Genomic DNA, 24664 nt, shown 5'->3' on the forward strand with positions numbered 1-24664 from the left:
GCCACACCACCGATGCCCCGTCAGCCCCCGGACGAGACCTTTCCGTGATCATCCGGGCAAGTGGCCGGAAAGGACCGGGGCCCGCCCGCCGCCGGCCGGTGTCGGCAGGCGGTGGACGGGCCCCGGGCGGAGCGCTCGGACCGGACGCGGACGGGACACGCCCGCCGGGGAGGTCAGCGCGACGCGCGGTTGACGGCCGAGACGACCGCCTTCAGCGAGGCGCGCGTGGTGTTGGGGTCGATGCCCATGCCCCACAGCACCTTGTCGCCGACGGCGCACTCGATGTACGAGGCGGCCTGCGCGGAGGCGCCCTCGCTCATCGTGTGCTCCTGGTAGTCCAGCAGGCGTACGTCGATCCCGATGTTCTGCAGCGCGTCGAAGAAGGCCGAGATGGGACCGTTGCCGGTACCGGTCAGCACGGTCGGCTCGCCGTCGACCGTGCAGCGCACGGCGAGGGTGTCGACGCCGTCCTGGTCGGTGGTGGACTGGCCGGTCTCGACCTGGATGCGGCCCCAGGCGTTCTCGGGGTTGGGCAGGTACTCGTCCTGGAAGATCTCCCAGATGTTCTTCGGCGTGACCTCGCCGCCCTCGGCGTCGGTCTTCGCCTGGATGATCTTCGAGAACTCGATCTGCATCCGGCGCGGCAGGTCCAGCTTGTGGTCGTTCTTCAGGACGTACGCCACGCCGCCCTTGCCCGACTGGGAGTTGACCCGGATGACCGCCTCGTAGGAGCGGCCGACGTCCTTGGGGTCGATGGGCAGGTACGGGACCGCCCACTCCAGGTCGTCCACCGTGACGCCCTTGGCCGCGGCGTCGGCCTCCATGGCGTCGAAGCCCTTCTTGATGGCGTCCTGGTGGGAGCCGGAGAAGGACGTGTAGACCAGGTCGCCCACGTACGGGTGGCGCGGGTGGACCTCCATCTGGTTGCAGTACTCCCAGGTCCGGCGGATCTCGTCGATGTCCGAGAAGTCGATCTGCGGGTCGACGCCCTGGGAGAAGAGGTTCATGCCCAGGGTGACCAGGTCGACGTTGCCGGTGCGCTCGCCCTGGCCGAACAGGCAGCCCTCGACGCGGTCCGCGCCGGCCATCACGGCCAGCTCGGCGGCGGCGACGGCGGTGCCGCGGTCGTTGTGCGGGTGCGCGGACAGGCAGACGAACTCGCGGCGGGACAGGTTGCGGTGCATCCACTCGAACCGGTCCGCGTGCGTGGACGGCGTCGAACGCTCCACGGTGGCGGGCAGGTTGAGAATGATCTCGCGGTCCGGCCCGGGCTGCCAGACGTCCATGACCGACTCGCAGACCTCGAGCGCGAAGTCCAGCTCGGTGTCGGTGAAGATCTCCGGGCTGTACTGGTAGCCGAACGCGGTCTCCGGGCCCAGCAGCTTCTCGGCGTACTCCATCACCAGCTGGGTGCCGTCGACGGCGATCTGCTTGATCTGGTCCCTGGACCCGCGGAAGACCACGCGGCGGAAGACCGGGGCGGTGGCGTTGTACAGGTGGACGGTGGCCCGGCGGGCGCCCTTCAGGGACTCCACGGTGCGCTCGATCAGGTCCTCGCGGGCCTGGGTCAGCACCGAGATGGTGACGTCCTTGGGGATGGCGTCCTCGTCCTCGACGATCGAGCGGACGAAGTCGAAGTCGGTCTGGCCGGAGGCGGGGAAACCGACCTCGATCTCCTTGTAGCCCATGCGTACCAGCAGGTCGAACATGGCGCGCTTGCGGGCCGGCGACATCGGGTCGATCAGGGCCTGGTTGCCGTCGCGCAGGTCCGTGGAGAGCCAGCGGGGGGCGGCGGTGACGCGTCGGCCCGGCCAGGTGCGGTCGGGGATGTCGACCTGCTCGTACCGGCCGTACTTGTGGATCGGCATCGAGGAGGGCTTCTGGCGGTTCACCATGGCGGATTCGGCTCCTTGGGTGTCCGGATGGACGGAGAGTCCTGGAGGACGGCCGACTGACGGCAGCAACGCCGGACACCGCGGGGAGGGGGTCGGCCTTGCGACTTACAGACCCTCGCCGCGGCAGCTAAGGAGGAGCAGCCCGTACCGCATGATGTGCCGCAGCCTAGCCGAGCCGCGCCACGATGCGCGCTCGCGTATCAGTATGCGGGACCCGTGGGATCACATGGCCAAAAGGTGCCCGATACCACAAAAGAAGCGACATCCTCGGTCACCGGCGGCTTTCTTGGGTCACTTGTCGTCACCTCTAGTGACATTGCCATAACTCACCGCAATCATGGTGAGGTATGAGCACAAATCGGGTCTTCTGTACGATCATCCCCCCACACATCCTCGACACGCTCTCCCGAAGCGGTGACGAACTCCTCTCCGGGCCCGCCCGCCGCACCCGGGAGCGCGACTCCCTGGAGCGCACCCGCCGCCGGCTGACCGCGGTCGCCGGCGCCCGGGCGGTGGCCCGTCCGGAGGCCGCGGAGGCCGGCAAGCCGCACCGCACGATCTACGACGCGGAGAACCGCGAGACCCTTCCCGGCACCAAGGTCCGCGCGGAGGGCCAGGAGCCGGGCCGGGACGCCAGCGTGAACCGCGCCTACGCGGGGCTCGGCGCCACCTTCGACCTCTTCCTGAAGGTGTACGGCCGCGACTCCATCGACGGCCGCGGACTCCCGCTGGACGCCACGGTCCACTACGGCGAGAAGTACGACAACGCCTTCTGGAACGGCGAGCAGATGGTCTTCGGCGACGGCGACGGCGAGGTCTTCCTGGACTTCACCATCCCGGTCGACGTCATCGGCCACGAACTCACCCACGGCGTCACGCAGTACACCGCCAACCTCGAGTACTACGGCCAGTCCGGGGCGCTCAACGAGTCGGTCTCCGACGTGTTCGGCTCGCTGATCAAGCAGTACACGAAGGGCGAGACGGCCGCGGAGGCGGACTGGCTGGTCGGCGCGGGGCTGCTCGCGCCGCGGGTCACCGGCAAGGCGCTGCGCTCCATGAAGGAGCCGGGCACCGCGTACGACGACGACGTCCTCGGCAAGGACCCGCAGCCGGGGTCCATGGACGACTACGTCGACACCCGCCAGGACAACGGCGGCGTCCACATCAACTCCGGCATCCCCAACCGGGCGTTCTACCTGGCCGCCACGGCGCTGGGCGGTCACGCCTGGGAGAAGGCGGGGCTGGTCTGGTACGACGTGCTGACCGGCGGCGCCCTCAAGGCGGACGCCGAGTTCGCCGACTTCGCCCGCCTCACGCTGAAGGCGGCGGCCACGCGGTTCGGCGAGGGCGCCGAGGCGCAGGCGGTGGAGAAGGCGTGGCAGGAGGTCGGGGTTCTGCGCCGGGAGGCGTGAGAACCGCGTGCCGGGCCGGCGGATGCGCTAGACAGGTGCCATGCGTATCGAGGTGACGCGGTCGGGTGGGTTCGCCGGGTTGGTCCGTCGGGCGGTCGTCGAGACGGCGGACCTGCCGCCCGAGGAGGCGGAGCGGTGGCACACGCTCGCCGGGGCGGCGCTCGCCGCGGGCGGGGGGCGGCCCCCCGGGGACTCCCCCGTCCGCGACGGCTTCCGCTACGAGATCACGGTCGACGGCCGTGTCCTGGAGGCCGGGGAGCACGACCTCTCCCCCGCCGGCCGCGACCTGGCCACCCGCGTCCTCACCGAGGGAACGCGGGCGTAACCGGCCGGGCCGCGCGGGCCGGCCGAGCCGGCGCAAGGCCCGGTCAGGCCGCGAGGGCCGGTCAGGCCATGCGGGCCGCCGGGCCCGGTCAGGCCGCGCGGGCAAGGCCCGGTCAGGCCGCGAGGGCCGGCCGGGCCGCGCGGGCACCCAGGAGCGGTCAGGCCGCGAGGGCCGACCGGGCCGCGAGGGCAGTCAGGGGCGGTCAGGCCGTGTGGGTCTCGCGGACGGTGCCGTCGAGGCCCGCGACGAGGACGGGCGTGCCCGCGCCGCCGAGGTCGCGGACGGCGGCGAGGTCCTCGGCCGGAAGACCGGCGTCGGTCACCACGGCCGCCGCCTCGAGCGACTTCGCGCCGGAGGCGACGGCCATGGCCACCGCGGTCCGCAGCGCGCTCAGCCGCAGCGAGTCCAGGGCGACGGTGCCGGCCACGTAGGTCCTGCCGGTCTCGTCCCGCACGGCGGCCCCCTCCGGCACGCCGTTGCGGGCCCGCGCGGAGCGGGCCAGGGTCACGATCTTGCGGTCCTCGGGGTCGAGGTCGTGCGCGCTGCTGTCGGTCATGCACCGAGCATACGAAGCCGCGGCGCCGCCCCGGCCGTCAGGCCAGCGTCTGGACGACCTCGCCCCGCCCCCCGGCGTACGTCACCCGTGCCGCCGCCCCGTTGACCAGCGGCAGCCAGGGCCGCACGTGCCCGCACTCGACGTCGGCGACGATCGGCACCCCGAGCCCGCCCAGCGCGTCCAGCACCGCCTCGTGCTGGGTCATGGTCGGGGTGTCCGGGGCGGCGGTGCGGCCGACCAGGACGGCGTTGGCCGCGTCGAACACGCCGGACAGCCGCATGCCGTGCAGCTGGCGGGCGATGGAGTAGGCGTTGTCCTCGCACGCCTCGACGTACACCAGCAGCCCCTCGGGGGCGTGTTCGCGGGCGAAGGCGTTCAGGTCCAGGTAGGGCGTGCCCGAGACCGGGGCGAGGGTCTCGACGCAGCCGCCGATCAGGCGCCCCTCGAGGGTGACGTCACCGGCGGCGTCCAGGCGGGTCCAGCGGCCCTCGGTGTTCAGGCCCTGGTCGCCGAGGCCCGGGTCGGCCTCCCAGTCGTCCCACCCCTCCGCGACCCGGTACCGGCCCGGCGGCACCTGGGTGAGCGGGCGGTCCGGCCCCTGCGGGGCGGCCACCACGTCCAGCCAGGACAGCAGTCCCGCGGGCGTCTCGTACGGCGTCTCCATCAGGCAGTTGCCGTGCACCGTCGCCCAGCCGGTGAGCAGGGTGAGCGGCGTCATCCAGGTGGTGGTGTCGGAGTAGCCGACCACCCAGGTCGGCTCGGCCGCCCGGATCGCGTCCCAGTCCAGGTGGGGCAGCAGGTCGACGACGGTCTCCCCGCCCCACGGCGGCACGACGGCCCGGATGTCCGGGTCGGTGAGCATGGCGGTCAGCTCGGCCGCCCGCTCGGCGACCGGGGCGCTGACGTGCGAGGGGGTTCCCATGCACTCCCCCACGACCACCTCGTGACCGCGGTCCCGCACGACCTGGAGCGCGTGCTCTAGGCGGGGCAGGAGCGGCTTCTGCACGCCGCTGGAGGGGGCGGTGACCCCGACGCGGTCGCCGGGACGCAGGGGCGCGGGGAAACGGATCGTCATGCCCCGCGATCCTGCCGTGCGCGCGGCCCCGGGGACAACGGCTTTACGGCCGGTCGAGCCGCAGCCGCTCCGCCCGGGGCAGGCCGGCCACCACCAGGTCGTAGGAGTTCTCGACCAGTTCGCGGACCAGCGCGTCGGGGAGCGCGCCGTCGGCGGTGACCGTGTTCCAGTGCCGCTTGTTCATGTGCCACCCCGGGAGGATCCAGCCCGCGTGCTCGCGCCGCAGGCGGAGCGCGTCGTCGGGGTCGCACTTGAGGTTGACCTTCAGGGGCCGCGCGTCCAGTGCCGTCAGGGCGAACAGCTTGCCGCCCACCTTGAACACCGAGGTGTCCGGGCCGAACGGGAAGTCCTCCACCGCCCCGCCGAACGACAGGCACAGCGCGCGCAGCTCCTGAGGGGTCATCGGTCCTGCTGCTCCCCGTCCTCGGTCGGCTCCGGCTCCACCGGCTCCACCAGCACCGTGACGATCTTGTTGCGGCGGCCGGCCGCGGACTCCGCGGTCAGCCTGAGGCGGCGGCCGTCGGGCAGCTCGACCACGGAGGAGGCCCCGGCGATCGGTACCCGTCCCAGCGCCTTGGCGAGCAGGCCGCCGACCGTCTCCACGTCCTCGTCGTCGTACTCCTCGACGCCGTAGAGGGCGCCGAGGTCGCTGATGTCGAGGCGGGCGGTGACCCGGTGGCAGCCGTTCTCCAGCTCCTCCACCGGGGGCAGTTCCCGGTCGTACTCGTCGGTGATCTCGCCGACGATCTCCTCCAGGATGTCCTCGATGGTGACGACGCCGGCCGTGCCGCCGTACTCGTCGATGACGACGGCGACGTGGTTGCGGTCGCGCTGCATCTCGCGCAGCAGGTCCCCGGCGTTCTTGGTGTCCGGCACGAACGCGGCCGGCCGCATCACCGTGGTGACCAGCTCGCCCTCCGCCTCGCGGCTGATGTGGGTGCGGCGGGCCAGGTCCTTGAGGTAGACGACGCCGATGACGTCGTCCTCGCTCTCCCCGGTGACGGGGATCCGGGAGAAGCCCGACCGCAGGGCGAGGGTGAGGGCCTGACGGATCGTCTTGAACCGTTCGATGACCACCAGGTCGGTGCGCGGCACCATCACCTCGCGGACCAGGGTGTCGCCGAGTTCGAAGACCGAGTGCACCATCCGGCGCTCCTCGTCCTCGATCAGCGACTCCTTCTCCGCCAGGTCCACCATGGCGCGCAGTTCGGCCTCGGAGGCGAACGGGCCGCGGCGGAAGCCCTTGCCGGGGGTCAGCGCGTTGCCGAGGAGGATCAGCAGCGACGGGACGGGGCCCATGATCCTGGCCAGCGGCAGCAGCACGTAGGCGGCGACCGTGGAGGTGTTCAGCGGGTGCTGGCGGCCGATGGTGCGCGGCGAGACGCCGACGGCCACGTAGGAGACCAGCACCATCACCGCGAGGGCGGTGAGCAGCGCCTGCCAGGTCTTGGCGAAGTGGTCGAGGCAGGCGTAGGTGACGAGGGCGGCGGCCGCCATCTCGCAGGCGACGCGGACCAGCAGCGCCACGTTGAGGTAGCGGGTGGGGTCGGCCGCCACCTGGGCCAGCTTGGCGCTGCCCCGGCGGCCGGTGCGTATGGCCTCCTCGGCGCGGAAGCTGGAGACCCGGGCGAGGCCCGCCTCCGCGCAGGCGGCGAGCCAGCCGACGATCACCAGGGCGACGACGCCCACGACCAGTTGGACGCTCATGAGACGGTCGGGGCCGGGGACGGGCCGGTGAGGCCCTTCTCCGCACGCCAGCCGTCCACGATGGCGGCCTGGAGGCCGAACATCTCGGCCTTCTCGTCGGGCTCCTCGTGGTCGTAGCCCAGCAGGTGGAGGACGCCGTGGACGGTGAGGAGCTGCAGTTCCTCGTCCATGGAGTGCCCGGTCGGCGCCTCCTTGCCCTGCTTCTCGGCGACCTCCGGGCAGAGCACGATGTCGCCGAGCAGCCCCTGCGGGGGCTCCTCGTCGTCCTTGGACGGCGGCCGCAGCTCGTCCATCGGGAAGGACATCACGTCGGTGGGACCCGGCAGGTCCATCCACTGGATGTGGAGCTGCTCCATGGCGTCGGCGTCCACCACGATCACCGACAGCTCGGCGAGGGGATGGATCCGCATGCGTGCGAGTGCGTAGCGGGCGATGTCGAGGATCGCCTCTTCGTCGACCTCGGTGCCCGATTCGTTGTTGACGTCGATCGCCATGGTGCTGGTCGGCTCTACTTCCCCTTGTGCCCGGTGGATCCGCGGCCGCCCTTGTGGGCGCCGTTCTCCGTGCCGTGCGTGCTGTCGTACTTCTCGTAGGCATCGACGATACGTCCGACGAGCTTGTGCCGGACGACGTCCTGGGACGACAGCCGGGCGAAGTGCACGTCCTCGACGTCTTCCAGGATGTGCTGCACCTGGCGCAGACCCGACTTGGTGCCGTCCGGGAGGTCGACCTGGGTCACGTCACCGGTGATCACGATCTTGGACTCGAAGCCGAGCCGGGTCAGGAACATCTTCATCTGCTCGGGCGAGGTGTTCTGCGCCTCGTCCAGGATGATGAAGGCGTCGTTGAGCGTCCGGCCGCGCATGTAGGCGAGCGGCGCGACCTCGATGGTCCCGGCCGCCATCAGGCGGGGGATCGAGTCGGGGTCGAGCATGTCGTGCAGCGCGTCGTACAGCGGGCGCAGGTACGGGTCGATCTTCTCGTACAGCGTTCCGGGCAGGAAGCCGAGACGCTCGCCCGCCTCGACCGCCGGCCGGGTGAGGATGATCCGGTTGACCTGCTTGGACTGCAGGGCCTGCACTGCCTTCGCCATCGCCAGGTACGTCTTGCCCGTACCGGCCGGTCCGATGCCGAAGACGACGGTGTGCTTGTCGATGGCGTCGACGTAGCGCTTCTGGTTGAGCGTCTTGGGGCGGATGGTGCGGCCGCGCGACGACAGGATGTTCTGGGTGAGCACCTGTGCCGGCGTCTCCTCGGCCTCGCCGGCGCCACCGGCCTTGAGCATGGCGATCGAACGTTCCACGGCGTCCTCCGTCATCGGTTGCCCGGTGCGGAGCACCAGCATCATCTCTGCGAAAAGGCGCTGGATGAGCCCCACGTCCCTCGGGTCGCCCACCGCGCTGATCTCGTTCCCCCGGACATGGATGTCGGCCCCGGGGAAGGCCGTCTCGATCACGCGCAGGAGGGAGTCGCCGGACCCCAGCACCGTCACCATGGGGTGCTTCGCGGGGACGGTGATCTGCGCGCGTGCGGGTCCCTCGCCGGGACCGGGTGCTTGGGGTGTCTGCGTCATGGGCCGGCCCGCAGGCCTGCACATCCTCCTCGCTGGAGTTCGCCCGCCACAGGTGGGCCTTCCGTATCCCAGGGTACGACGGGTCACGGTCAACACCCCAGGGGTTTTGGGGTCACCCGGAGCGACGGAACCCGATGGTGGGGACGGCGCGTCGGCGCGGCCAGGGCGCCGTGTCCCGGCGCAGCGGGGCGGGGATCAGCCCGTCGAGGAAGGCGTACCGGCCGAGGCCCTGCGGGTCCTGCCCCTCCAGGGACTGCACGGTCCGCCACCAGGCGGAGACCTCGGCCCAGCCGGGCGCCGACAGCGAGCCGCCGAAGTCCTGCACGGACAGCGCCGCCGTCAGTCCGGCGAACGCCAGCCGGTCGGCCAGCGGCCAGCCCGCCAGCGTCCCGGTGACGAACCCGGCGACGAACACGTCGCCCGCCCCGGTCGGGTCCAGCGCCTCCACCGCGATGGCGGGGACCTCCGCCGACTCGCCGGTCCGGCCGTCCACCGCGTAGGCGCCGTCCCCGCCGAGGGTGACCACCGCGAGGGGGACGTGCTCGGTGAGCGCGTGGGCGGCGCGGCGCGGGCAGTCGGTGCGGGTGTAGCGCATCGCCTCGTCGGCGTTGGGCAGGAACGCCTCGCAGTGCGCGAGGTCCGGGAGGTCGGCCAGGTCCCAGGCTCCGGTGTCGTCCCAGCCGACGTCGCCGAAGATCAGGGCGCCCGCCTCGGCGGCGTGCGCCACCCAGGGCTCGCGGCGGCCGGGGGCCAGCGAGGCGACGGCCGCCCGGGAGCGCGGCGGGAGGGCGGGCGCGGGCTGGGCCTCCTCCGGGGGCTCGTGGCCGTGGGAGACCATCGTGCGCTCGCCCTCGTAGGCCATGGAGACGGTCACCGGGGAGTGCCAGCCGGGCACGGTGCGGGACGGGGAGAGGTCGATCCGCTCGCCCTGCTCGAGCGCGTCCCAGCAGTACTCGCCGTAGTGGTCGTCGCCGAAGGAGGCGGCGAGCGAGGTGCGCAGGCCCAGGCGGGCCAGGGCGGTGGCCATGTTGGCGACGCCGCCGGGGCTGGAGCCCATGCCCCGCGCCCAGGACTCGGTGCCGCGGACGGGGGCGGAGTCCAGGCCGGTGAAGATGATGTCCAGGAAGACCGTGCCGGTCAGGAACACGTCGCAGGGCGGCTCGTCCGGGCCGCGCAGGGCCGCCAGCGGGTCGACCTGGGGGCCGGTGTCCTGCGGGGCGGGGGCGTCGTGGGGCTGGGGCTGGGGCTGGGGCTGCGTGGACGCTTTCACGGGCGGGGCCTTCTTGCCGGTGGTGCGGATTCGGCCAGTCTGCCCCATCCGGCGCGCCCGGGGCACACGGTCCGGGTCACCCGGGCGGGCCGGGGCCCGCCGCCTCGCCCTGCTCCGCGGCCCCGGGCGTCGTCCCCTCGTTCAGGCGACGCCGCGGATCCGGTGGACGAGGACCGCGCCCGCCAGGGCGGCCACGGTCGCGGTGAGGAAGAGGGAGGTGTAGCCGCCGAGGGCGACCACGGGCGCGGCCAGGGCGGGAGCCAGCACCTGGGGGAGGGAGTTGGCGATGTTGATCACGCCGAGGTCCTTCCCGCGCGCCGCCGCCTCGGGCAGGACGTCCGTCATCAGCGCGAAGTCCACCGAGGTGAAGACCCCGAAGCCGATGCCCAGGAGCACCGCGGCGGCGATCGCGCCCGGCCAGGTCTGCCAGCCGGCCAGCAGCGCCGTGGCCACCGCCATCAGCACGCCCGACCACAGCACGAACGGCTTGCGGCGGCCGGTCCGGTCCGACCAGGCGCCGCCCGCCACCACCGTCGCCAGCAGGGCCACCGCGTTGATCGCGGTGAGCACGAACACGCCCTGCTCCGGGTCGCGGTGGCCGACCGCGTCGCGCAGGAAGTAGAGCAGGTACAGCAGCCCGACGGCGTTGGCGAGGTTGACCAGGAACCGGGTAAGCCAGGCCCACGCCAGGTCCGGGTGGCGTCGCGGGTCGAGGCGGAAACCGGCCAGGAAGCCGCGCGCCGACCACGCGGGGCGCGCCGTGGCCGGCAGCGGCGCCTCCGGGTGGCGCAGGTACGGCAGCACGCCGAGCGCCGCGCAGGCGGCGCAGGCCGCGTACCCGGCGGCGATCCCGCCGGTCAGGGTGGCCAGCCCGGTGCCGGCCACCACGCCGAGGATCTGGGCGGCGCCCAGCCAGCCGCCGACCGTGCCGCGCTGCAGCCGGGGCACCCGGTCGGGGACCGCCGCGGTGACGGCGGCGAAGGCGGCGTTCAGGGTGAGCTGGACCAGGCACCAGCCGGTGATCATCGTCCACGGGCCGCGCGCCTGGCCGAGGAGCAGCAGCGACAGCGCCCCCAGCAGGGCGCCCGCCAGCGTCCACGGGCGACGCCTGCCGAAGCGGGAGGCCGTGCGGTCGGAGAGGGCGCCGAAGACCGGGTTGGCGACCAGCGCGACCATGGCTCCGGCGCCGGTCACCCAGGCCAGCATCGTCTCCTTGGACATGCCGTGGCCGGCGGCGTACTCGGCTGCCTGGGAGGCCAGCAGGATCTGGAGCGGGCCGTACCAGCCGATCCAGATCGCCGCGTTGGCCAGCGACAGGGAGGCGGTCCAGCCGCCCGGGACCCGCTCGGAGGGTTCCGCCAGCGGGTTCGGCGGGTCCGGCGGGCCCGGCAGCGGGCCCGCCCCGGACGCCGTCGTCACCCTTGGGCCCGCAAGGTGTCCCGCAGGGCGTCCCGCAGCCAGGCGTAGGAGGCCTTGGGGGTGCGGGTGCGCTCCGGGGAGTCGAAGTCGACGTGCACCAGCCCGAACCGCTGCTGGTAGCCCTCGTTCCACTCGTAGTTGTCCAGCAGCGACCAGACGAAGTAGCCGCGCACGTCCACGCCCTCCTCGATCGCCCGGTGCAGGGCGCGGAGGTGGGAGTCGAGGTAGGCGATCCGCTCCTGGTCGTCGAGGCCGGGGTAGGAGCAGCCGTTCTCGGTGATCATCACCGGCGGGAGGCGGTCGCCGTAGCGGTCGCGCAGACCGGTGAGGGTCTCGGTGAGGCCCTCGGGGACCACCGGCCAGCCGAACGCGGTCCTGGGCCGGCCCTCGATCTCGTGCAGCGCGAACGGCAGCCCGGCGGGCACGTCGAAGGTGCCGTAGGCGCTCTTCTCCCCGGTGGGGGCGCCGACCAGGGAGGGCGCGTAGTAGTTCACGCCGTACCAGTCGAGCCGCTCGGAGATGACCTCCAGGTCCGCGTCCACGTCGCCGGGCATCAGCTGGTCCAGCCCCTCCGGGTAGCGGCCCAGGAGGAGCGGGTCGGAGAACGCGCGGTTCATCAGGACGTCGTAGTGGTCGGCGGCGGCCAGGTCCGCCTCGTCGCCGGTCAGCGGCCAGGTGGGGCTGTGCGAGGCGGCGATCCCGACGCCGGTGGCCCCGGCGGCGCGCAGGGCGCGGACCGCGAGGCCGTGCGCGAGCAGCTGGTGGTGGGCCACCGGCAGCGCGTCGTACAGCAGCGTGCGGCCGGGGGCGTGCACGCCGAGGGCGTGGCCGAGGACGGTGTGCTCGGCGGGCTCGTTGAGGGTGATCCAGGTGGTCACCCGGTCCCCGAGACGGGCGGCGACGCGCTCGACGTACTCCGCGAACCGGGCGGCGGTGTCGCGGTCCAGCCAGTCCAGCGAGGCCGGCAGGTCCCAGTGGAACAGGGTGGGCACCGGGCGGACGCCGGCGGCGAGCAGGTCGTCGACCAGGCGCTCGTAGTGGTCGAGCCCGCCCGGGGAGTCGACGCGGGGCCAGGAGACGGAGAACCGGTAGGCGTTCAGGCCGAGGCCGGCGAGGAGCGCGACGTCCTCCCGGTGCCGGTGGAAGCTGTCGCAGGCGACGGCGGCGGTGGAGCCGTCGCGGATCACGCCGGGGCGGGCCTCGAAGACGTCCCACACGGACGGCCCGCGCGCGTCGACGGCGCCCTCGATCTGGTGCGCGGAGGTGGAGGCGCCCCAGAGGAAGCCGGGCGGGAACGGGGGAAGCGCGTCGGCGGCCATGCGCGGATCCTGCTCACTCCACGGTGACGGGTCAACACCCTTGCGCGCAACGGATCCTGGCCCGGCCGCGGGGCCCGCCCGCCACCTCCGGCCCCCAGCGGCCCCGGCCCCGCACCGCACCACGGAACCGGCCCCCGCGGGGCGGACGGACCGGCCCCTCGCGGGGGGTGTGGGGCGGTGCTGTGGGACGGGTCACGGTGGTCGGAGGCGGGTGCGGACGGCCGTCGGTACCGGGGGGTCGCGGGATCGGGGAGAATGGGCGGCATGAGCGTTCGTACACAGTCACCGCAGCCGTCCGAGGACCTCCACCGGGCCGGCTTCGCCTGCTTCGTGGGCCGCCCCAACGCGGGCAAGTCCACCCTCACGAACGCGCTGGTGGGCCAGAAGGTGGCGATCACCTCCAACCGCCCCCAGACCACCCGGCACACGGTCCGCGGCATCGTGCACCGCCCGGACGCGCAGCTGATCCTGGTGGACACCCCCGGGCTCCACAAGCCGCGCACCCTCCTCGGCGAGCGGCTCAACGACGTGGTCCGCACCACCTGGGCCGAGGTCGACGTGATCGGCTTCTGCCTGCCCGCCGACCAGAAGATCGGCCCCGGCGACCGCTTCATCGCCAAGGAACTCGCGGCGATCAAGAAGGCCCCGAAGGTGGCGATCGTCACCAAGACCGACCTGGTGGACTCCAAGCAGCTCGCCGAGCAGCTGATCGCGGTGGACCAGCTCGGCAAGGAGCTGGGCATCACCTGGGCGGAGATCATCCCGGTGTCCGCGACCGCCGGCAAGCAGGTGGACCTCCTCGCCGACCTGCTGATCCCGCTGATGCCGGAGGGCCCCGCGCTCTACCCGGAGGGCGACCTCACCGACGAGCCGGAGCAGGTGATGATCGCGGAGCTGATCCGCGAGGCCGCCCTGGAGGGCGTGCGGGACGAGCTGCCGCACTCCATCGCCGTGGTCGTCGAGGAGATGCTGCCGCGCGAGGACCGGCCGGCCGACAAGCCGCTGCTGGACATCCACGCCAACCTGTACATCGAGCGCTCCAGCCAGAAGGGCATCGTCATCGGCCCCAAGGGGCAGCGCCTGAAGGATGTCGGGATCAAGTCCCGCAAGCAGATCGAGGCGCTGCTGGGCACCCCGGTCTTCCTCGACCTGCACGTGAAGGTCGCCAAGGACTGGCAGCGCGACCCGAAGCAGCTGCGCAAGCTGGGCTTCTAGGGCTTCCAGGGCTTCCAGGGCCCGCGCACGTCACGGGAACGGCCCCGGCACCGCGTCCACGGTGCCGGGGCCGTCGTCGTAGGCGCCCGGGCTCAGGCGGGGAACTCGTACGCCTCGACCTCGGCGAGGTAGCGGGCCCGGCGCTCCTCGTCGTCCTCCAGGAAGGAGGCGAGGAAGGAGTTGCGGGCCAGCTCCCGCAGCCGCTCCTCGTCCAGCCCCAGCCGGTCGCGGACGGCGTCGAAGTTGTCCTGGACGTAGCCGCCGAAGTAGGCGGGGTCGTCGGAGTTGACGGTGCACATCAGGCCCGCCTCCAGCATCGCCGGCAGCGGGTGCTGCTCCAGGACGTCGACGGCCCGCAGCCGCACGTTGGAGAGCGGGCACAGCGTCAGCGGGATCCGCTCCCGGACCAGGCGTTCCACCAGCGCCGGGTCCTCCATGCACCGCAGGCCGTGGTCGACCCGTTCGACGCCGAGCACGTCCAGCGCCTCGGTGATGTACGCGGCGGGCCCTTCCTCACCGGCGTGCGCGACCCGGCGCAGGCCGAGCGCGGCGGCGGCCTCGTAGACCTCCCGGAACTTCACCGGCGGGTGCCCCACCTCGGCGGAGTCCAGGCCGACGCCGGTGATGCGGTCCAGGTGGGGCCGGGCCAGCTCCAGCGTCTCCAGGGCGGACTCGGCGGACTCGTCCCGCAGGAAGCACATGATCAGCCGGGTGGAGACGCCGTGGGTCTCCTCGCTCCGGGCCAGGGCGCGCCCCAGGCCCTCGACCACGGTGCCCATCTCCACGCCGCGGGCGAGGTGGGCCTGCGGGTCGAAGAAGATCTCGGCGTGCCGCACGCCCTGGGCGGCGGCCCGGCGCAGGTAGGCGTCGGCGAGGTCCTCGAAGTCCCGCTCGGTGCGCAGCACCGCCATGCAGGCGTAGTACAGGTCGAGGAAGGACTGCAGGTCCTCGAAGGCCTGGGCGGCGCGCAGCGCGTCGACGCTCGGGTACGGCAGGGCGACGCCGTTGCGCTCGGCGAGCTCGAAGGCAAGCTCCGGCTCCAGGGTGCCTTCGATGTGAAGGTGCAGTTCGGCTTTGGGGATGGGCATCAAAGGATGATACGCAAAAGTCCCGCAGTGTCCTGGATCGACCTCAGACCCGTTTGGGTACCGGCACCCGCTGGAGGTCCCGGGCCACGGTCAGTTCGCCCTCGAAACCGGCCGCACGCGCCTGCCGTTCGAACTCCTCGGGGTCCGGGTAGCGCTGGCTGAAGTGGGTGAGGACCAGGTGGCGCACGCCGGCGTCGCGGGCGGCCCGGGCCGCCTGGCCGGCGGTGAGGTGCCCGTGCTCGTCGGCGAGGGCCACGTCCTCGTCGAGGAAGGTGGACTCGATGGTGAGCAGGTCGCAGCCCTCGGCGAGCCGGTGGACGCCGTCGCAGAGCCGGGTGTCCATGACGAACGCGAACCGCTGTCCGCGGCGCACCTCGCTGACCTCGTCCAGGGTGACGCCGTTCAGCTCGCCCTCCCGCTGGAGGCGGCCGACGTCGGGGCCGGTGATGCCGTGCGCGGCGAGCCGCTCGGGCAGCATCCGGCGGCCGTCGGGCTCCACCAGCCGGTAGCCGTAGGACTCGACGGGGTGGGAGAGGCGGTGGGCCTCCAGCGTGTACCCGGCGGTCTCGGCGACCGGGCCGTCGGAGTCGACCGGCGCCTCGGTGAGCCGGACCGTCTCCCGGTACGCGGTGGCGTACCGCAGCCGGTCGAAGAAGCGCTGCCCGGAGCGCGGGTAGTGGGCCGTGACCGGGTGCGGGACCCGGTCGAGGTTGATCCGCTGGATGACTCCGGCCAGACCGAGGGAGTGGTCGCCGTGGAAGTGGGTGACGCAGAGCCGGTTGAGGTCGTGCGCGGCGACCCCGGCGCGCAGCATCTGCCGCTGGGTTCCCTCGCCGGGGTCGAACAGGATGCCCTCGCCGTCCCACCGCAGCAGGTAGCCGTTGTGGTTCCGGTGCCGGGTCGGAACCTGGCTGGCGGTGCCCAGCACCACCAGTTCACGCACGGACACGTTCGCCGCTCCCGGTCAGCCGGGGGGCCACTGCAGGCCGCGGCCGCCGAGCACGTGGGCGTGCGCGTGGAACACGGTCTGGCCGGCGCCGGACCCGGTGTTGAAGACCATGCGGTAGCTGTCCAGCTTCTCCGCCTCGGCCACGGCACGGGTCTCGCGCAGCACGTCGGCGGCGATCTCGGGGGCCTCGGCGGCGAGGGTGGCGGCGTCCGCGTGGTGCGCCTTGGGGATCACCAGGACGTGCGTGGGGGCCTGCGGGTTTATGTCCCGGAACGCCACGGTCGTATCGGTCTCCCGCACGACGTTGGCGGGGATGGTCCCCGCGACGATCTTGCAGAACAGGCAGTCGTCCTGCGGCTCCCCGGCCATGGGCCCTCCTCGTTCGTGATCGTTCACGCACGGTCATCGTAGCGTCCGGGTCCGACACCACGGGGGCGGGTGCGGAAGCCGCCCGGCCCCGCCGCCCCCGCGGGCGCGGCCGCCGCGGGAGGGCGGGGGCCGCGCCCGGGTGTCAGCCGTTCGCCTGTTCGTCCGGTGTCGGCCGGTGTCAGCCGGTGTCAGCCGGTGTCAGCCGGTGGTCACAGCGACGGCGGCGTCTTGGCGGGGGTGCGCGACAGCGCCTCCAGCGCGATCCGCACGGCCTCGTCGAGCTGCGGGTCGCGGCCCGCGACGTGGTCCTGCGGCGTGCACACCACCTCGACATCGGGGTCGACGCCGTGGTTCTCGACGCCCCAGCCGAGCTCCTCGAACCAGAACGCGTACTTGGGCTGCGTCACCAGCGTGCCGTCGACCAGCCGGTACCGGCTGTCGATGCCGACGACCCCGCCCCAGGTCCGGGTGCCGACCACCGGCCCGATGCCGAGGGCCTTGACCGCCGCGTTGACGATGTCGCCGTCCGAACCGGAGAACTCGTTGGCCACGGCGACCACGGGGCCGCGCGGCGCGTCCTGCGGGTAGCTCATCGGCCGCATCCCCCGCGGCACGTCCCAGCCGACGATCCGCCGGGCCAGCTTCTCCACGACCAGCTGCGAGGTGTGCCCGCCCCGGTTCTCCCGGACGTCGACGATCAGCCCCTCGCGGGCGACCTCGACGACCAGGTCGCGGTGGATCTGGGCCCAGCCCGCGCCCATCATGTCGGGCACGTGGAGGTAGCCGAGGCGGCCGCCGCTGAGCTCGTGGACGTGGGCCCGCCGGTCGGCCACCCAGTCGTGGTAGCGCAGCGGCTCCTCGTCGTCGGTGGGCACCACCACGGTGTGCCGGGGCGCGCCGCCGTCCGCGGGGGCGACGGTCAGCTCGACCGGCTTGCCCGCCGTGCCGGCCAGCAGCGGCCACGGCCCGCGCACCGGGTCGACGGGCCGCCCGCCGACGGCCACGATCGCGTCGCCCGGCCGCACGGCCACCCCGGGGGCGGCGAGCGGGGAACGGGCCTTGGGGTCGGAGGTCTCCGAGGGCAGCACCCGGTCGACCCGCCACCGCCCGTCCTCGTGCCGGGACACGTCGGCGCCGAGCAGGCCCTGCCGTTCGTCGCCGCCCTGGCCGGTGGGGGTGACGTAGGCGTGCGAGGTGCCGAGTTCGCCCTGCACCTCCCAGAGCAGGTCGACCAGGTCGTCGTGGGTGGCGACCCGTTCGACGACCGGCCGGTAGCGGTCCAGGACGGCCTGCCAGTCGACGCCGCCGAGGTCGGGGCGCCAGAAGTTGTCGCGCATCAGGCGGCCGGTCTCGTCGAACATCTGCCGCCACTCGGCGGCCGGGTCGACCGTCTGGTGGATCCGGCCGAGGTCCACGGTGAGTTCGTCGTCGCCGGAGACCCGCCGGTCGCCGGGCACGATCCGCAGCCGGCCGCCGCCCCACACCGCCAGCCGCCTGCCGTCACCGCTGACCGCGTAACCGTCGACGTCGTCGCCGAGGGTCTCCAGACGCAGCTGGGCCAGGTCGTAGCGTTCGAGCTCGCTCTTGGGCCCCGAGTCGTCCGGTGTGGCCCGGGAGGCGCCGAGCACGCCCTGCACGGGGTGGCGGAGCCAGAGCACGCCGTCCTTGGCGGTGCGCAGCGCGGTGTAGCGGGAGGCCTCCACCGGGAAGGGCACGATCCGGTCGGCGAGGCCCTCCGGGTCGATCCGGGTGGCGGGCGTGCCCTCGCTCTCCGGGGTCTCGTCCTTGTCGGGCGCGTCCACCGGGCGTCCGTGCCGCTGCGGGCCGAACGGGGACGGCGTGGTCGCGGCGAGGGTGATCAGGTAGGGGCGGTTGGAGCCGACGAAGGCCATGTCGAAGGCGTGCTCGTCGTAGACCGGGTCGAAGGCGCGCGCCGACAGGAAGGCGAGGTGCTTGCCGTCGGGGGTGAAGGCGGGCGAGAAGTCCCTGAACCGCAGCGGGGTCGCCTCGACCACCGACAGGTCGGCGGTGTTGGCCAGCTTGAGCTGGGCCAGCGCGCCGACGCCCGGGTGGGACCAGGCCAGCCAGGCCGAGTCGGGCGAGAACACCAGGCCGGAGCAGTCGCCGTTCTCGCTGCGGTCGACCTCGCGGACCTCGCCGCTCTCCCGCTCGACCAGCAGCACCCGTCCGTCGTGGGAGGCGACGGCGAACCGGCCGCCGTCGGGCGCCACGGTGAGCCCCAGCACCCGGCCGAGCCGTCCGCCGGCGATCCGGCGCGGGCCTCCGGCGGCGGGCCCGGTGGCGGGCGCGAACTCCAGGGCGTCCTCGCCCTCGGCGTCGGTGACCCAGACCGCCCACTCCTCGCCGTCCACCCGGAAGGCGCGGGCCAGCCGGTTGCGCACGCCCGGCTCGGCGGCCAGCGCGCGCGCCGGGCCGGAGCGGTGGGTGATCCAGTGGACCGCGCCGCGCACGGTGACGGCGCTGCCGCGGGCGGTGTGGTCGGGCGCGAACCCGCCGAGCCAGCGGGAGGGGGTGACGGGGTAGGGCTGGAGGTCGAGGCGCTGGCCGCCGAGACGGATCTCCGGACGGCGCGGCCCGGCACCGTCCAGGTCGTCCAGCAGCCACAGTTCGCCGGCCGAGACGTAGACCACGCGGCTGCCGTCGGTGGCGGCGTGCCGCGCGTAGAACACGTCGTCCCCGACCGGGGTGTGGCGGCGCAGGTCGGAGCCGTCGGCGAGGGAGGAGTACAGGGCGCCGACACCCTCGTGGTCGGAGAGGAACGCCAGGCGCTCCCCCACCCACAGGGGGTTCTCGATGTTGCCGTCGAGGTCCTCGTGGAGGCGGGCGAACTCGCCCGGCGTGTCCTCGGACTCGATCCACAGCTTGCCGGCGGTACCGCCGCGGTAGCGCTTCCACCAGGCCGCCTCGCGGCCCATCGGCGCGGAGAGCAGCACGGTGCGCGGGCCGAACGCGACGTCGCCGACGGGGCCGTACGGCAGGGTTTCCGCCGGGCCGCCGTCCAGCGGCACGGCCCGTGCCCACGAACGGCGCAGGGTGGCCTGTCCGTGCGCGGAGGTCACCAGGACCCGTCCGTCCGGGGTCCAGCCGCGGACCCGGGTGGTGGGCGCGCCCCAGTGGGTCAGCCGTCGCGCGGGGCCGCCGTCCACGGGCGCGACGTACGCCTCGGGGGCGCCGTCGCGGGTGGAGGTCCACGCGACGTGGGCGCCGTCCGGGGAGATCCGCGGGTGGTTCACCGGCTCGTTGTCGGCACTGACCCGCCAGGCACGGCCCCCGTCGAGGGGGGCGACCCAGACGTCGTCCTCGGCGGTGAACGCGACGAGGTCGCCGTGCAGGTGCGGGAAGCGGAGGTATGCGGGAGCGAGCGTCGAGGCAGACTCAGTCACCCCGTCAGCCTAAGCACCCGGGCTCCTTCCCCAACAGGGGTTTCCCGCACCCGTGCCGCCCGGCGGCACGTTTGCCCGCGGTGCGTACGGCACGCCCGCGCGGACGGCACGGGACCGCCAGGACCGCGGGACCGCTAGGACCAGCGTCCCGTGCGGCCGAGGAGGAGGGCGACCGCGGCCGTCCCCGCCGTGGAGGTCCGCAGCACGCTCCGCCCCAGCCGGTAGGCCCCCGCCCCCGCCTCCGCGAACAGCTCCAGCTCCTGCGGCGAGACCCCGCCCTCGGGGCCGACGACCAGCACGATCTCCCCCTCCGCCGGGAGGGCCGCCGTCGCCAGCGGCTCCCCGGGGTACTCCCGGTCCTCGTGCAGCACCGCCGCGAAGTCCGCCCCGGCGAGCAGCTCCGCGACCCACTTGCCGTTGGCGAGCTCCGCGACCTCGGGGAACCGGGTCCGCCGCGACTGCTTGCCGGCCTCCCGCGCCGTGGCCCGCCACTTGCCCAGCGCCTTGGCCCCCCGCTCACCGCGCCACTGCGTGATGCACCGCGCCGCCGCCCAGGGGACGATCGCGTCCACCCCGGTCTCGGTCATGGTCTCCACGGCCAGCTCGCCCCGGTCGCCCTTGGGCAGCGCCTGCACGACGGTGATCCGCGGGCTCGGCGCCGGCTCCTCCCGCACCTCGGTGAGCTGGCCGACGAGCAGCCGGTCCTTGCCCTCCGCTGCCTGGACGACGCCCTCGGTGAAGCGCCCCCGGCCGTCGGTGAGCACCACCGCCTCGCCGGGCTGGAGGCGCTTCACGGACACGGCGTGCCGGCCCTCGGGCCCCTCCAGCAGGAACGTGGGCCCGCCGGGGACGAGCTCGTCGACGACGAAGACGGGGGCGGTCACGGCGCCTCCAGGTGCGGTGGAACGGGGTGGGCGGTCGGAAAGGTACGACGGGGGCTGGAAATACCGGGAGCCGCCACGGCACGAGGTCCGCGGCGGCTCCCGGTGGGGCGCCTCAGCGCCCGTTGAACGCGTCCTTGAGACGGGAGAACAGTCCCTGCTGGCCGGGCTGGAACTGCCCGGTGGGCCGCTCCTCGCCGCGCAGCTTGGCCAGCTCGCGCAGCACCCGCTCCTGCTCCGGGTCCAGCTTGGTCGGCGTCAGCACCTCGACGTGGACGATGAGGTCACCGCGTCCGCCGCCGCGCAGGTGGGTGACGCCGCGCCCGTGCAGCGGGATCGACTGCCCGGACTGGGTGCCCGGCCGGATGTCGACCTCCTCGTGCCCGTCGAGCGTCTCCAGCGGCACCTTGGTGCCGAGCGCCGCCGCCGTCATCGGGATGGTCACCGTGCAGTGCAGGTCGTCCCCGCGCCGCTGGAACGTCTCGTGCGGCAGCTCGTGGATCTCGACGTACAGGTCGCCCGCCGGGCCGCCGCCCGGGCCGACCTCGCCCTCGCCGGCGAGCTGGATCCGGGTGCCGTTGTCCACGCCGGCCGGGATCTTCACGGTCAGCGTCCGGCGCGACCGGACCCGCCCGTCGCCCGCGCACTCGGGGCACGGGTTGGGCACGACCGTGCCGAAGCCCTGGCACTGCGGGCAGGGCCGCGAGGTCATGACCTGGCCGAGGAACGACCGCGTCACCTGGGACACCTCGCCGCGGCCGCGGCACATGTCACAGGTCTGCGCGGAGGTGCCCGGCGCGGCGCCCTCGCCGTGGCAGGTGTTGCACACCACGGCCGTGTCGACCTGGAGTTCCTTGGTGGTCCCGAAGGCCGCCTCGGTGAGCTCGACGTCCAGCCGGATCATGGCGTCCTGGCCGCGGCGGGTCCGCGAGCGCGGTCCGCGCTGCGAGGCCGTGCCGAAGAAGGCGTCCATGATGTCGGAGAAGTTGCCGAAGCCGCCGGCCCCGAAGCCGCCCGCGCCCGCGCCGGCGCCGCCGGCCTGGGAGAGCGGGTCGCCGCCGAGGTCGTAGACCTGCTTCTTCTGCGGGTCCGAGAGCACCTCGTAGGCGGCGTTGATCTCCTTGAACCGCTCCTGCGTCTTCGGATCGGGATTGACGTCCGGGTGCAGCTCGCGCGCGAGCCTCCGGAACGCCTTCTTGATCTCGTCCTGGGACGCGTCGCGGCGCACGCCGAGTACGGCGTAGTAGTCCGTGGCCACTTACGACTCCGCCAGGATCTGTCCGACGTACCGTGCCACTGCGCGTACTGCTCCCATCGTTCCCGGGTAATCCATGCGGGTCGGTCCGACCACGCCGAGCTTGGCGACTGCCTCGCCGCCCGAACCGTAGCCCACCGACACGACGGACGTGGAGTTGAGCCCCTCGTACTCGTTCTCATGACCGATACGGACGGTCATGGCCGAATCCTTCGCCTCGCCAAGGAGTTTGAGGAGCACGACCTGCTCCTCGAGGGCCTCCAGGACGGGCTGGATGGTGAGGGGAAAGTCATGTGTGAAACGGGTCAGGTTGGCGGTGCCGCCGATCATCAGCCGCTCCTCGGTCCGCTCGACGAGCGTCTCCAGCAGGGTGGAGAGCACCGAGGAGACCGTGCCGCGGTCCTCCGGGTCGAAGGCCTCCGGCAGGTCCTGCACCAGCTGCGGGACGTCGGTGAACCGGCGTCCCGTGGTCCGGCTGTTGAGCCGGGCGCGGAGGTCGGCGAGGGTGTTCTCGCCGATCGGGGCGGGGCAGTCGATCATGCGCTGCTCGACCCGGCCGGTGTCGGTGATCAGCACCAGCATCACCCGGGCCGGCGCGAGCGCCAGCAGCTCGACATGCCGCACCGCCGAACGCGTGAGCGACGGATACTGGACAACCGCGACCTGGCGGGTCAGCTGCGCCAGCAGCCGCACCGTGCGGGCCACCACGTCGTCGAGGTCGACGGCGCCGTCCAGGAAGTTCTGGATGGCCCGCCGCTCGGGCTGGGTCATCGGCTTCACGTCGGCCAGCCGGTCGACGAAGAGCCGGTAGCCCTTGTCCGTGGGGATCCGCCCCGCGCTGGTGTGGGGCTGGGCGATGTAGCCCTCCTCCTCCAGCGCGGACATGTCGTTGCGCACCGTCGCGGGGGACACACCGAGGTTGTGCCGCTCGGTGAGGGCCTTGGAGCCCACCGGCTCCTCGGTCCCGACGTAGTCCTGGACGATGGCGCGCAACACCTGCAGCCTGCGTTCACTCAGCACCGCGCACACCTCCGGATGTCGGCTCCGCCTCACCGCTTCTGCCCCTTGCGTCGACTGGCACTCTGCCTTCGCGAGTGCCAGTCGTCCTCAGCCAGTGTACGGCCGGGGGGTACGGCGCGGGCAAGGGCGGTCGCCGTGCGGTCCCGATAGCGTCGCCCCATGAGCGTGACCTGGGAAGCCCCTGGTGGGTGGGAAGACCTCGGCTGGGAGCCGCTGGCCCCCGGAGTGGGGCGGCTGCGGCTGCCGGTGTGGGACTGCACGGTGGGTCTGGTGGCGGGTGCCGAGGGGGCGTTGCTGGTGGACGCCGGTTCGAGTGTGGCGGAAGGCACCCGGATCCGCCAGGAGGCCGAGGAGCTGCTGCGGGCGGGACAGCCGGCCCCCGGTCCGGAGGGCGCCGGGCGGGGCACCGGGCGGCGGGTGACCCATGTGGCGCTCACCCACCCGCACTTCGACCACGTGCTGGGCACCTGCGTCTTCGCCGGGGCGGAGGTGTTCGCGGCGGTGGGCGCGGGCGCGCCGCTCACCTCGGACGACGGGCGGGACGCGCTGCGGTCCGACGCGGTGGCCAACGGGCTGACCGCGGAGGCGGCGGACGGCGCGCTGGAGCTGCTGACCGCGCCGGGGCACGAGGTGCACGACGACCACGTGCTGGACCTGGGCGGCGGCGTCCGGCCGCTGCTGGCCAACGTGGGGCCGGGGCACACCGCCTACGACCTCGCGGTGCTGGTGCCCGGACCGCGGCCGGTGGTGTTCTGCGGCGACCTGGTCGAGGAGTCCGGCGCCCCGCAGGCCGGCCCGGACGCGGTGCCCTCACGCTGGGCGGCGGCGCTCACCCGGCTGCTGGAGCTGGGCGGCGAGGACGCGCTGTACGTGCCGGGGCACGGGGCCGTGGTGGACGCCGCGTTCGTGCGGCGGCAGCGCGAGGAACTGTCCCGGAGGTTCGGCACGGCCTGGTGAGGCAACGGCCTGCTGAGGCGGCACGGCCTGGTGAGGCGACGGCCTGCTGAAACGGCACGGCCTGGTGAGGCGGCGCGAGGGCGTGTCGTGTACCCACCGGTCGGGATTTCTCCTATCGTCGGCCGAATGCGCCAGTACTCCGCCGACCTCACGCCGCCGTGGAAGAAGCCGAAGCCGGTGCCCGAGGTGCCGGCCGAACCCGGTCTGGTCGTGGAGGACCCGGCCACCGGGTTCTGCGGCGCCGTCGTCGGCTGCGAGGCCGGCACGGTGACCCTGGAGGACCGGCACGGCAAGCACCGCGTCTTCCCGCTGGCCCCGGCCGCCTTCCTCCTGGAGGGCCGCCCGGTGACCCTGGTCCGCGCCGCGGCGGGCGCCCCGCGCCGCCCCTCGCGCACCGCCTCGGGCTCGGTGGCCGTCCCCGGCGCCCGGGCCCGCGTGGCCCGCGCGGGCCGGATCTACGTCGAGGGCCGGCACGACGCCGAACTGGTCGAGAAGGTGTGGGGCGACGACCTGCGGATCGAGGGCGTGGTCGTGGAGTACCTGGAGGGCGTGGACGACCTGCCCGCCGTGGTCGCCGAGTTCGCCCCGGGCCCCGACGCGCGTCTGGGCGTGCTGGTGGACCACCTGGTGCCCGGCTCCAAGGAGTGGCGCATCGCGGAGGCGGTCACCAGCGAGCACGCGCTGGTCGTCGGCCACCCGTACATCGACATCTGGGAGGCGGTGAAGCCGTCCGCCCTGGGCATCGACGCCTGGCCCGTGGTCCCGCGCGGCCAGGACTGGAAGACCGGTGTCTGCCGCGCCCTCGGCTGGCCCGAGAACACCGGCGCCGCCTGGCGCCACATCCTCTCCCGCGTCCACGACTGGAAGGACCTCGAACCGGAGCTCCTGGGCCGCGTCGAGGAACTCATCGACTTCGTCACGGCCCCGGCCGGGGCCTGACCCCGCCGGGCACGCGGCCCGTCCGTGGCGAGGCCG

The 24664-nt window shown here is 73.5% G+C and carries 22 protein-coding genes; 5 read left to right on the forward strand and 17 right to left on the reverse strand.

All coding sequences use genetic code 11. The features are described 5' to 3' along the window. Nucleotides 1-173: 173 nt before the first annotated feature. Nucleotides 174-1895 (reverse strand): 2-isopropylmalate synthase, encoded by a 1722-nt coding sequence (gene leuA, locus ACWD3O_RS20405; protein WP_451416845.1) that lies wholly within the window; start codon nt 1893-1895, stop codon nt 174-176. Nucleotides 1896-2242: 347 nt separating this feature from the next. Between leuA and ACWD3O_RS20410 the strand changes: the two genes are divergently transcribed. Then, the gene (locus ACWD3O_RS20410) at nt 2243-3307 is read left to right on the forward strand and encodes a M4 family metallopeptidase (RefSeq protein ID WP_451409815.1); all 1065 of its coding nucleotides are present in this window, start codon (nt 2243-2245) and stop codon (nt 3305-3307) included. A gap of 40 nt (nt 3308-3347) precedes the next feature. After that, a complete protein-coding gene (locus ACWD3O_RS20415; RefSeq protein WP_451409814.1) occupies nt 3348-3632 on the forward strand; it encodes a protealysin inhibitor emfourin in 285 nt (94 codons plus the stop codon). Nucleotides 3633-3834: 202 nt separating this feature from the next. On the opposite strand, the gene ACWD3O_RS20420 is transcribed toward ACWD3O_RS20415, so the two are convergent. The 9 genes from ACWD3O_RS20420 to ACWD3O_RS20460 all read right to left on the reverse strand — a co-directional run bounded on the left by ACWD3O_RS20420 (nt 3835) and on the right by ACWD3O_RS20460 (nt 12551). Further along, nucleotides 3835-4188 (reverse strand): cytidine deaminase, encoded by a 354-nt coding sequence (locus ACWD3O_RS20420; RefSeq protein WP_451416846.1) that lies wholly within the window; start codon nt 4186-4188, stop codon nt 3835-3837. 37 nt (nt 4189-4225) lie between these two features. Beyond that, a complete protein-coding gene (locus ACWD3O_RS20425; protein ID WP_451416847.1) occupies nt 4226-5263 on the reverse strand; it encodes a S66 family peptidase in 1038 nt (345 codons plus the stop codon). Between the two features lie 43 nt (nt 5264-5306). Continuing rightward, nucleotides 5307-5666 (reverse strand): MmcQ/YjbR family DNA-binding protein, encoded by a 360-nt coding sequence (locus ACWD3O_RS20430; RefSeq protein WP_451416848.1) that lies wholly within the window; start codon nt 5664-5666, stop codon nt 5307-5309. Next, nucleotides 5663-6970 carry a hemolysin family protein gene (locus ACWD3O_RS20435; protein WP_451409810.1) on the reverse strand — a complete coding sequence of 436 codons (1308 nt, stop codon included), beginning with the start codon at nt 6968-6970 and terminating at the stop codon, nt 5663-5665. Before ACWD3O_RS20435 ends, ACWD3O_RS20430 begins: the two co-directional genes overlap by 4 nt. Continuing rightward, nucleotides 6967-7464: an rRNA maturation RNase YbeY gene (gene ybeY / locus ACWD3O_RS20440; protein ID WP_108955382.1), complete on the reverse strand. Its 498-nt coding sequence runs from the start codon at nt 7462-7464 to the stop codon at nt 6967-6969. Before ybeY ends, ACWD3O_RS20435 begins: the two co-directional genes overlap by 4 nt. A 14-nt stretch (nt 7465-7478) precedes the next feature. Next, nucleotides 7479-8543 carry a PhoH family protein gene (locus ACWD3O_RS20445; protein ID WP_451409809.1) on the reverse strand — a complete coding sequence of 355 codons (1065 nt, stop codon included), beginning with the start codon at nt 8541-8543 and terminating at the stop codon, nt 7479-7481. 112 nt (nt 8544-8655) lie between these two features. After that, nucleotides 8656-9813 (reverse strand): carbohydrate kinase family protein, encoded by a 1158-nt coding sequence (locus ACWD3O_RS20450; protein WP_451416849.1) that lies wholly within the window; start codon nt 9811-9813, stop codon nt 8656-8658. Nucleotides 9814-9954: 141 nt separating this feature from the next. Continuing rightward, entirely contained in the window at nt 9955-11232 is a 1278-nt protein-coding gene (locus tag ACWD3O_RS20455) for an MFS transporter (protein ID WP_451416850.1), read from the reverse strand. Then, on the reverse strand, nt 11229-12551 hold the full coding sequence (locus ACWD3O_RS20460) for a glycoside hydrolase family 1 protein (RefSeq protein ID WP_451416851.1): 1323 nt from the start codon (nt 12549-12551) through the stop codon (nt 11229-11231). The genes ACWD3O_RS20455 and ACWD3O_RS20460 overlap by 4 nt, the downstream gene beginning before the upstream one ends. A 264-nt stretch (nt 12552-12815) precedes the next feature. Between ACWD3O_RS20460 and era the strand changes: the two genes are divergently transcribed. Further along, the gene (gene era, locus ACWD3O_RS20465) at nt 12816-13766 is read left to right on the forward strand and encodes a GTPase Era (RefSeq protein WP_356131514.1); all 951 of its coding nucleotides are present in this window, start codon (nt 12816-12818) and stop codon (nt 13764-13766) included. A gap of 92 nt (nt 13767-13858) precedes the next feature. Here era and ACWD3O_RS20470 read toward each other — a convergent pair whose 3' ends face one another. The 7 genes from ACWD3O_RS20470 to hrcA form a co-directional block, all read right to left on the reverse strand. Next, nucleotides 13859-14854, reverse strand: coding sequence for an adenosine deaminase (locus tag ACWD3O_RS20470; protein WP_451416852.1), 996 nt, complete (start codon nt 14852-14854; stop codon nt 13859-13861). A 43-nt stretch (nt 14855-14897) separates the two neighbouring features. Further along, nucleotides 14898-15803 (reverse strand): ribonuclease Z, encoded by a 906-nt coding sequence (locus ACWD3O_RS20475; RefSeq protein WP_451409804.1) that lies wholly within the window; start codon nt 15801-15803, stop codon nt 14898-14900. Nucleotides 15804-15818: 15 nt separating this feature from the next. Continuing rightward, nucleotides 15819-16172 carry a histidine triad nucleotide-binding protein gene (locus ACWD3O_RS20480; protein ID WP_451409803.1) on the reverse strand — a complete coding sequence of 118 codons (354 nt, stop codon included), beginning with the start codon at nt 16170-16172 and terminating at the stop codon, nt 15819-15821. A 209-nt stretch (nt 16173-16381) separates the two neighbouring features. After that, the gene (locus ACWD3O_RS20485) at nt 16382-18064 is read right to left on the reverse strand and encodes a S41 family peptidase (protein WP_451416900.1); all 1683 of its coding nucleotides are present in this window, start codon (nt 18062-18064) and stop codon (nt 16382-16384) included. 1646 nt (nt 18065-19710) lie between these two features. Next, nucleotides 19711-20460, reverse strand: a complete 750-nt coding sequence (locus ACWD3O_RS20490; protein WP_451416853.1) for a 16S rRNA (uracil(1498)-N(3))-methyltransferase — start codon at nt 20458-20460, stop codon at nt 19711-19713. 112 nt (nt 20461-20572) lie between these two features. Beyond that, entirely contained in the window at nt 20573-21715 is a 1143-nt protein-coding gene (gene dnaJ, locus ACWD3O_RS20495; protein ID WP_451409800.1) for a molecular chaperone DnaJ, read from the reverse strand. After that, entirely contained in the window at nt 21716-22732 is a 1017-nt protein-coding gene (gene hrcA / locus ACWD3O_RS20500; protein WP_356131535.1) for a heat-inducible transcriptional repressor HrcA, read from the reverse strand. Between the two features lie 159 nt (nt 22733-22891). On the opposite strand from hrcA, the gene ACWD3O_RS20505 reads away from it, so the two are divergent. Together ACWD3O_RS20505 and ACWD3O_RS20510 are read left to right on the forward strand one after the other, a co-directional pair. Further along, nucleotides 22892-23689 carry an MBL fold metallo-hydrolase gene (locus ACWD3O_RS20505; RefSeq protein ID WP_451416854.1) on the forward strand — a complete coding sequence of 266 codons (798 nt, stop codon included), beginning with the start codon at nt 22892-22894 and terminating at the stop codon, nt 23687-23689. 126 nt (nt 23690-23815) lie between these two features. Then, nucleotides 23816-24628, forward strand: coding sequence for a DUF3097 domain-containing protein (locus tag ACWD3O_RS20510; protein ID WP_451416855.1), 813 nt, complete (start codon nt 23816-23818; stop codon nt 24626-24628). The last annotated feature ends 36 nt before the right edge of the window (nt 24629-24664 follow it).

Source organism: Streptomyces sp. NPDC002640, assembly GCF_053592575.1.

What these genes read in the sequence shown, in the direction of transcription:
- leuA (WP_451416845.1), bottom strand. Translation starts at nt 1,895, where the DNA reads ATGGTGAACCGCCAGAAGCCCTCCTCGATGCCGATCCACAAGTACGGC.
- ACWD3O_RS20410 (WP_451409815.1), top strand. Translation starts at nt 2,243, where the DNA reads ATGAGCACAAATCGGGTCTTCTGTACGATCATCCCCCCACACATCCTC.
- ACWD3O_RS20415 (WP_451409814.1), top strand. Translation starts at nt 3,348, where the DNA reads ATGCGTATCGAGGTGACGCGGTCGGGTGGGTTCGCCGGGTTGGTCCGT.
- ACWD3O_RS20420 (WP_451416846.1), bottom strand. Translation starts at nt 4,188, where the DNA reads ATGACCGACAGCAGCGCGCACGACCTCGACCCCGAGGACCGCAAGATC.
- ACWD3O_RS20425 (WP_451416847.1), bottom strand. Translation starts at nt 5,263, where the DNA reads ATGACGATCCGTTTCCCCGCGCCCCTGCGTCCCGGCGACCGCGTCGGG.
- ACWD3O_RS20430 (WP_451416848.1), bottom strand. Translation starts at nt 5,666, where the DNA reads ATGACCCCTCAGGAGCTGCGCGCGCTGTGCCTGTCGTTCGGCGGGGCG.
- ACWD3O_RS20435 (WP_451409810.1), bottom strand. Translation starts at nt 6,970, where the DNA reads ATGAGCGTCCAACTGGTCGTGGGCGTCGTCGCCCTGGTGATCGTCGGC.
- ybeY (WP_108955382.1), bottom strand. Translation starts at nt 7,464, where the DNA reads ATGGCGATCGACGTCAACAACGAATCGGGCACCGAGGTCGACGAAGAG.
- ACWD3O_RS20445 (WP_451409809.1), bottom strand. Translation starts at nt 8,543, where the DNA reads ATGACGCAGACACCCCAAGCACCCGGTCCCGGCGAGGGACCCGCACGC.
- ACWD3O_RS20460 (WP_451416851.1), bottom strand. Translation starts at nt 12,551, where the DNA reads ATGGCCGCCGACGCGCTTCCCCCGTTCCCGCCCGGCTTCCTCTGGGGC.
- era (WP_356131514.1), top strand. Translation starts at nt 12,816, where the DNA reads ATGAGCGTTCGTACACAGTCACCGCAGCCGTCCGAGGACCTCCACCGG.
- ACWD3O_RS20470 (WP_451416852.1), bottom strand. Translation starts at nt 14,854, where the DNA reads ATGCCCATCCCCAAAGCCGAACTGCACCTTCACATCGAAGGCACCCTG.
- ACWD3O_RS20480 (WP_451409803.1), bottom strand. Translation starts at nt 16,172, where the DNA reads ATGGCCGGGGAGCCGCAGGACGACTGCCTGTTCTGCAAGATCGTCGCG.
- ACWD3O_RS20485 (WP_451416900.1), bottom strand. Translation starts at nt 18,064, where the DNA reads ATGGCCTTCGTCGGCTCCAACCGCCCCTACCTGATCACCCTCGCCGCG.
- ACWD3O_RS20505 (WP_451416854.1), top strand. Translation starts at nt 22,892, where the DNA reads ATGAGCGTGACCTGGGAAGCCCCTGGTGGGTGGGAAGACCTCGGCTGG.
- ACWD3O_RS20510 (WP_451416855.1), top strand. Translation starts at nt 23,816, where the DNA reads ATGCGCCAGTACTCCGCCGACCTCACGCCGCCGTGGAAGAAGCCGAAG.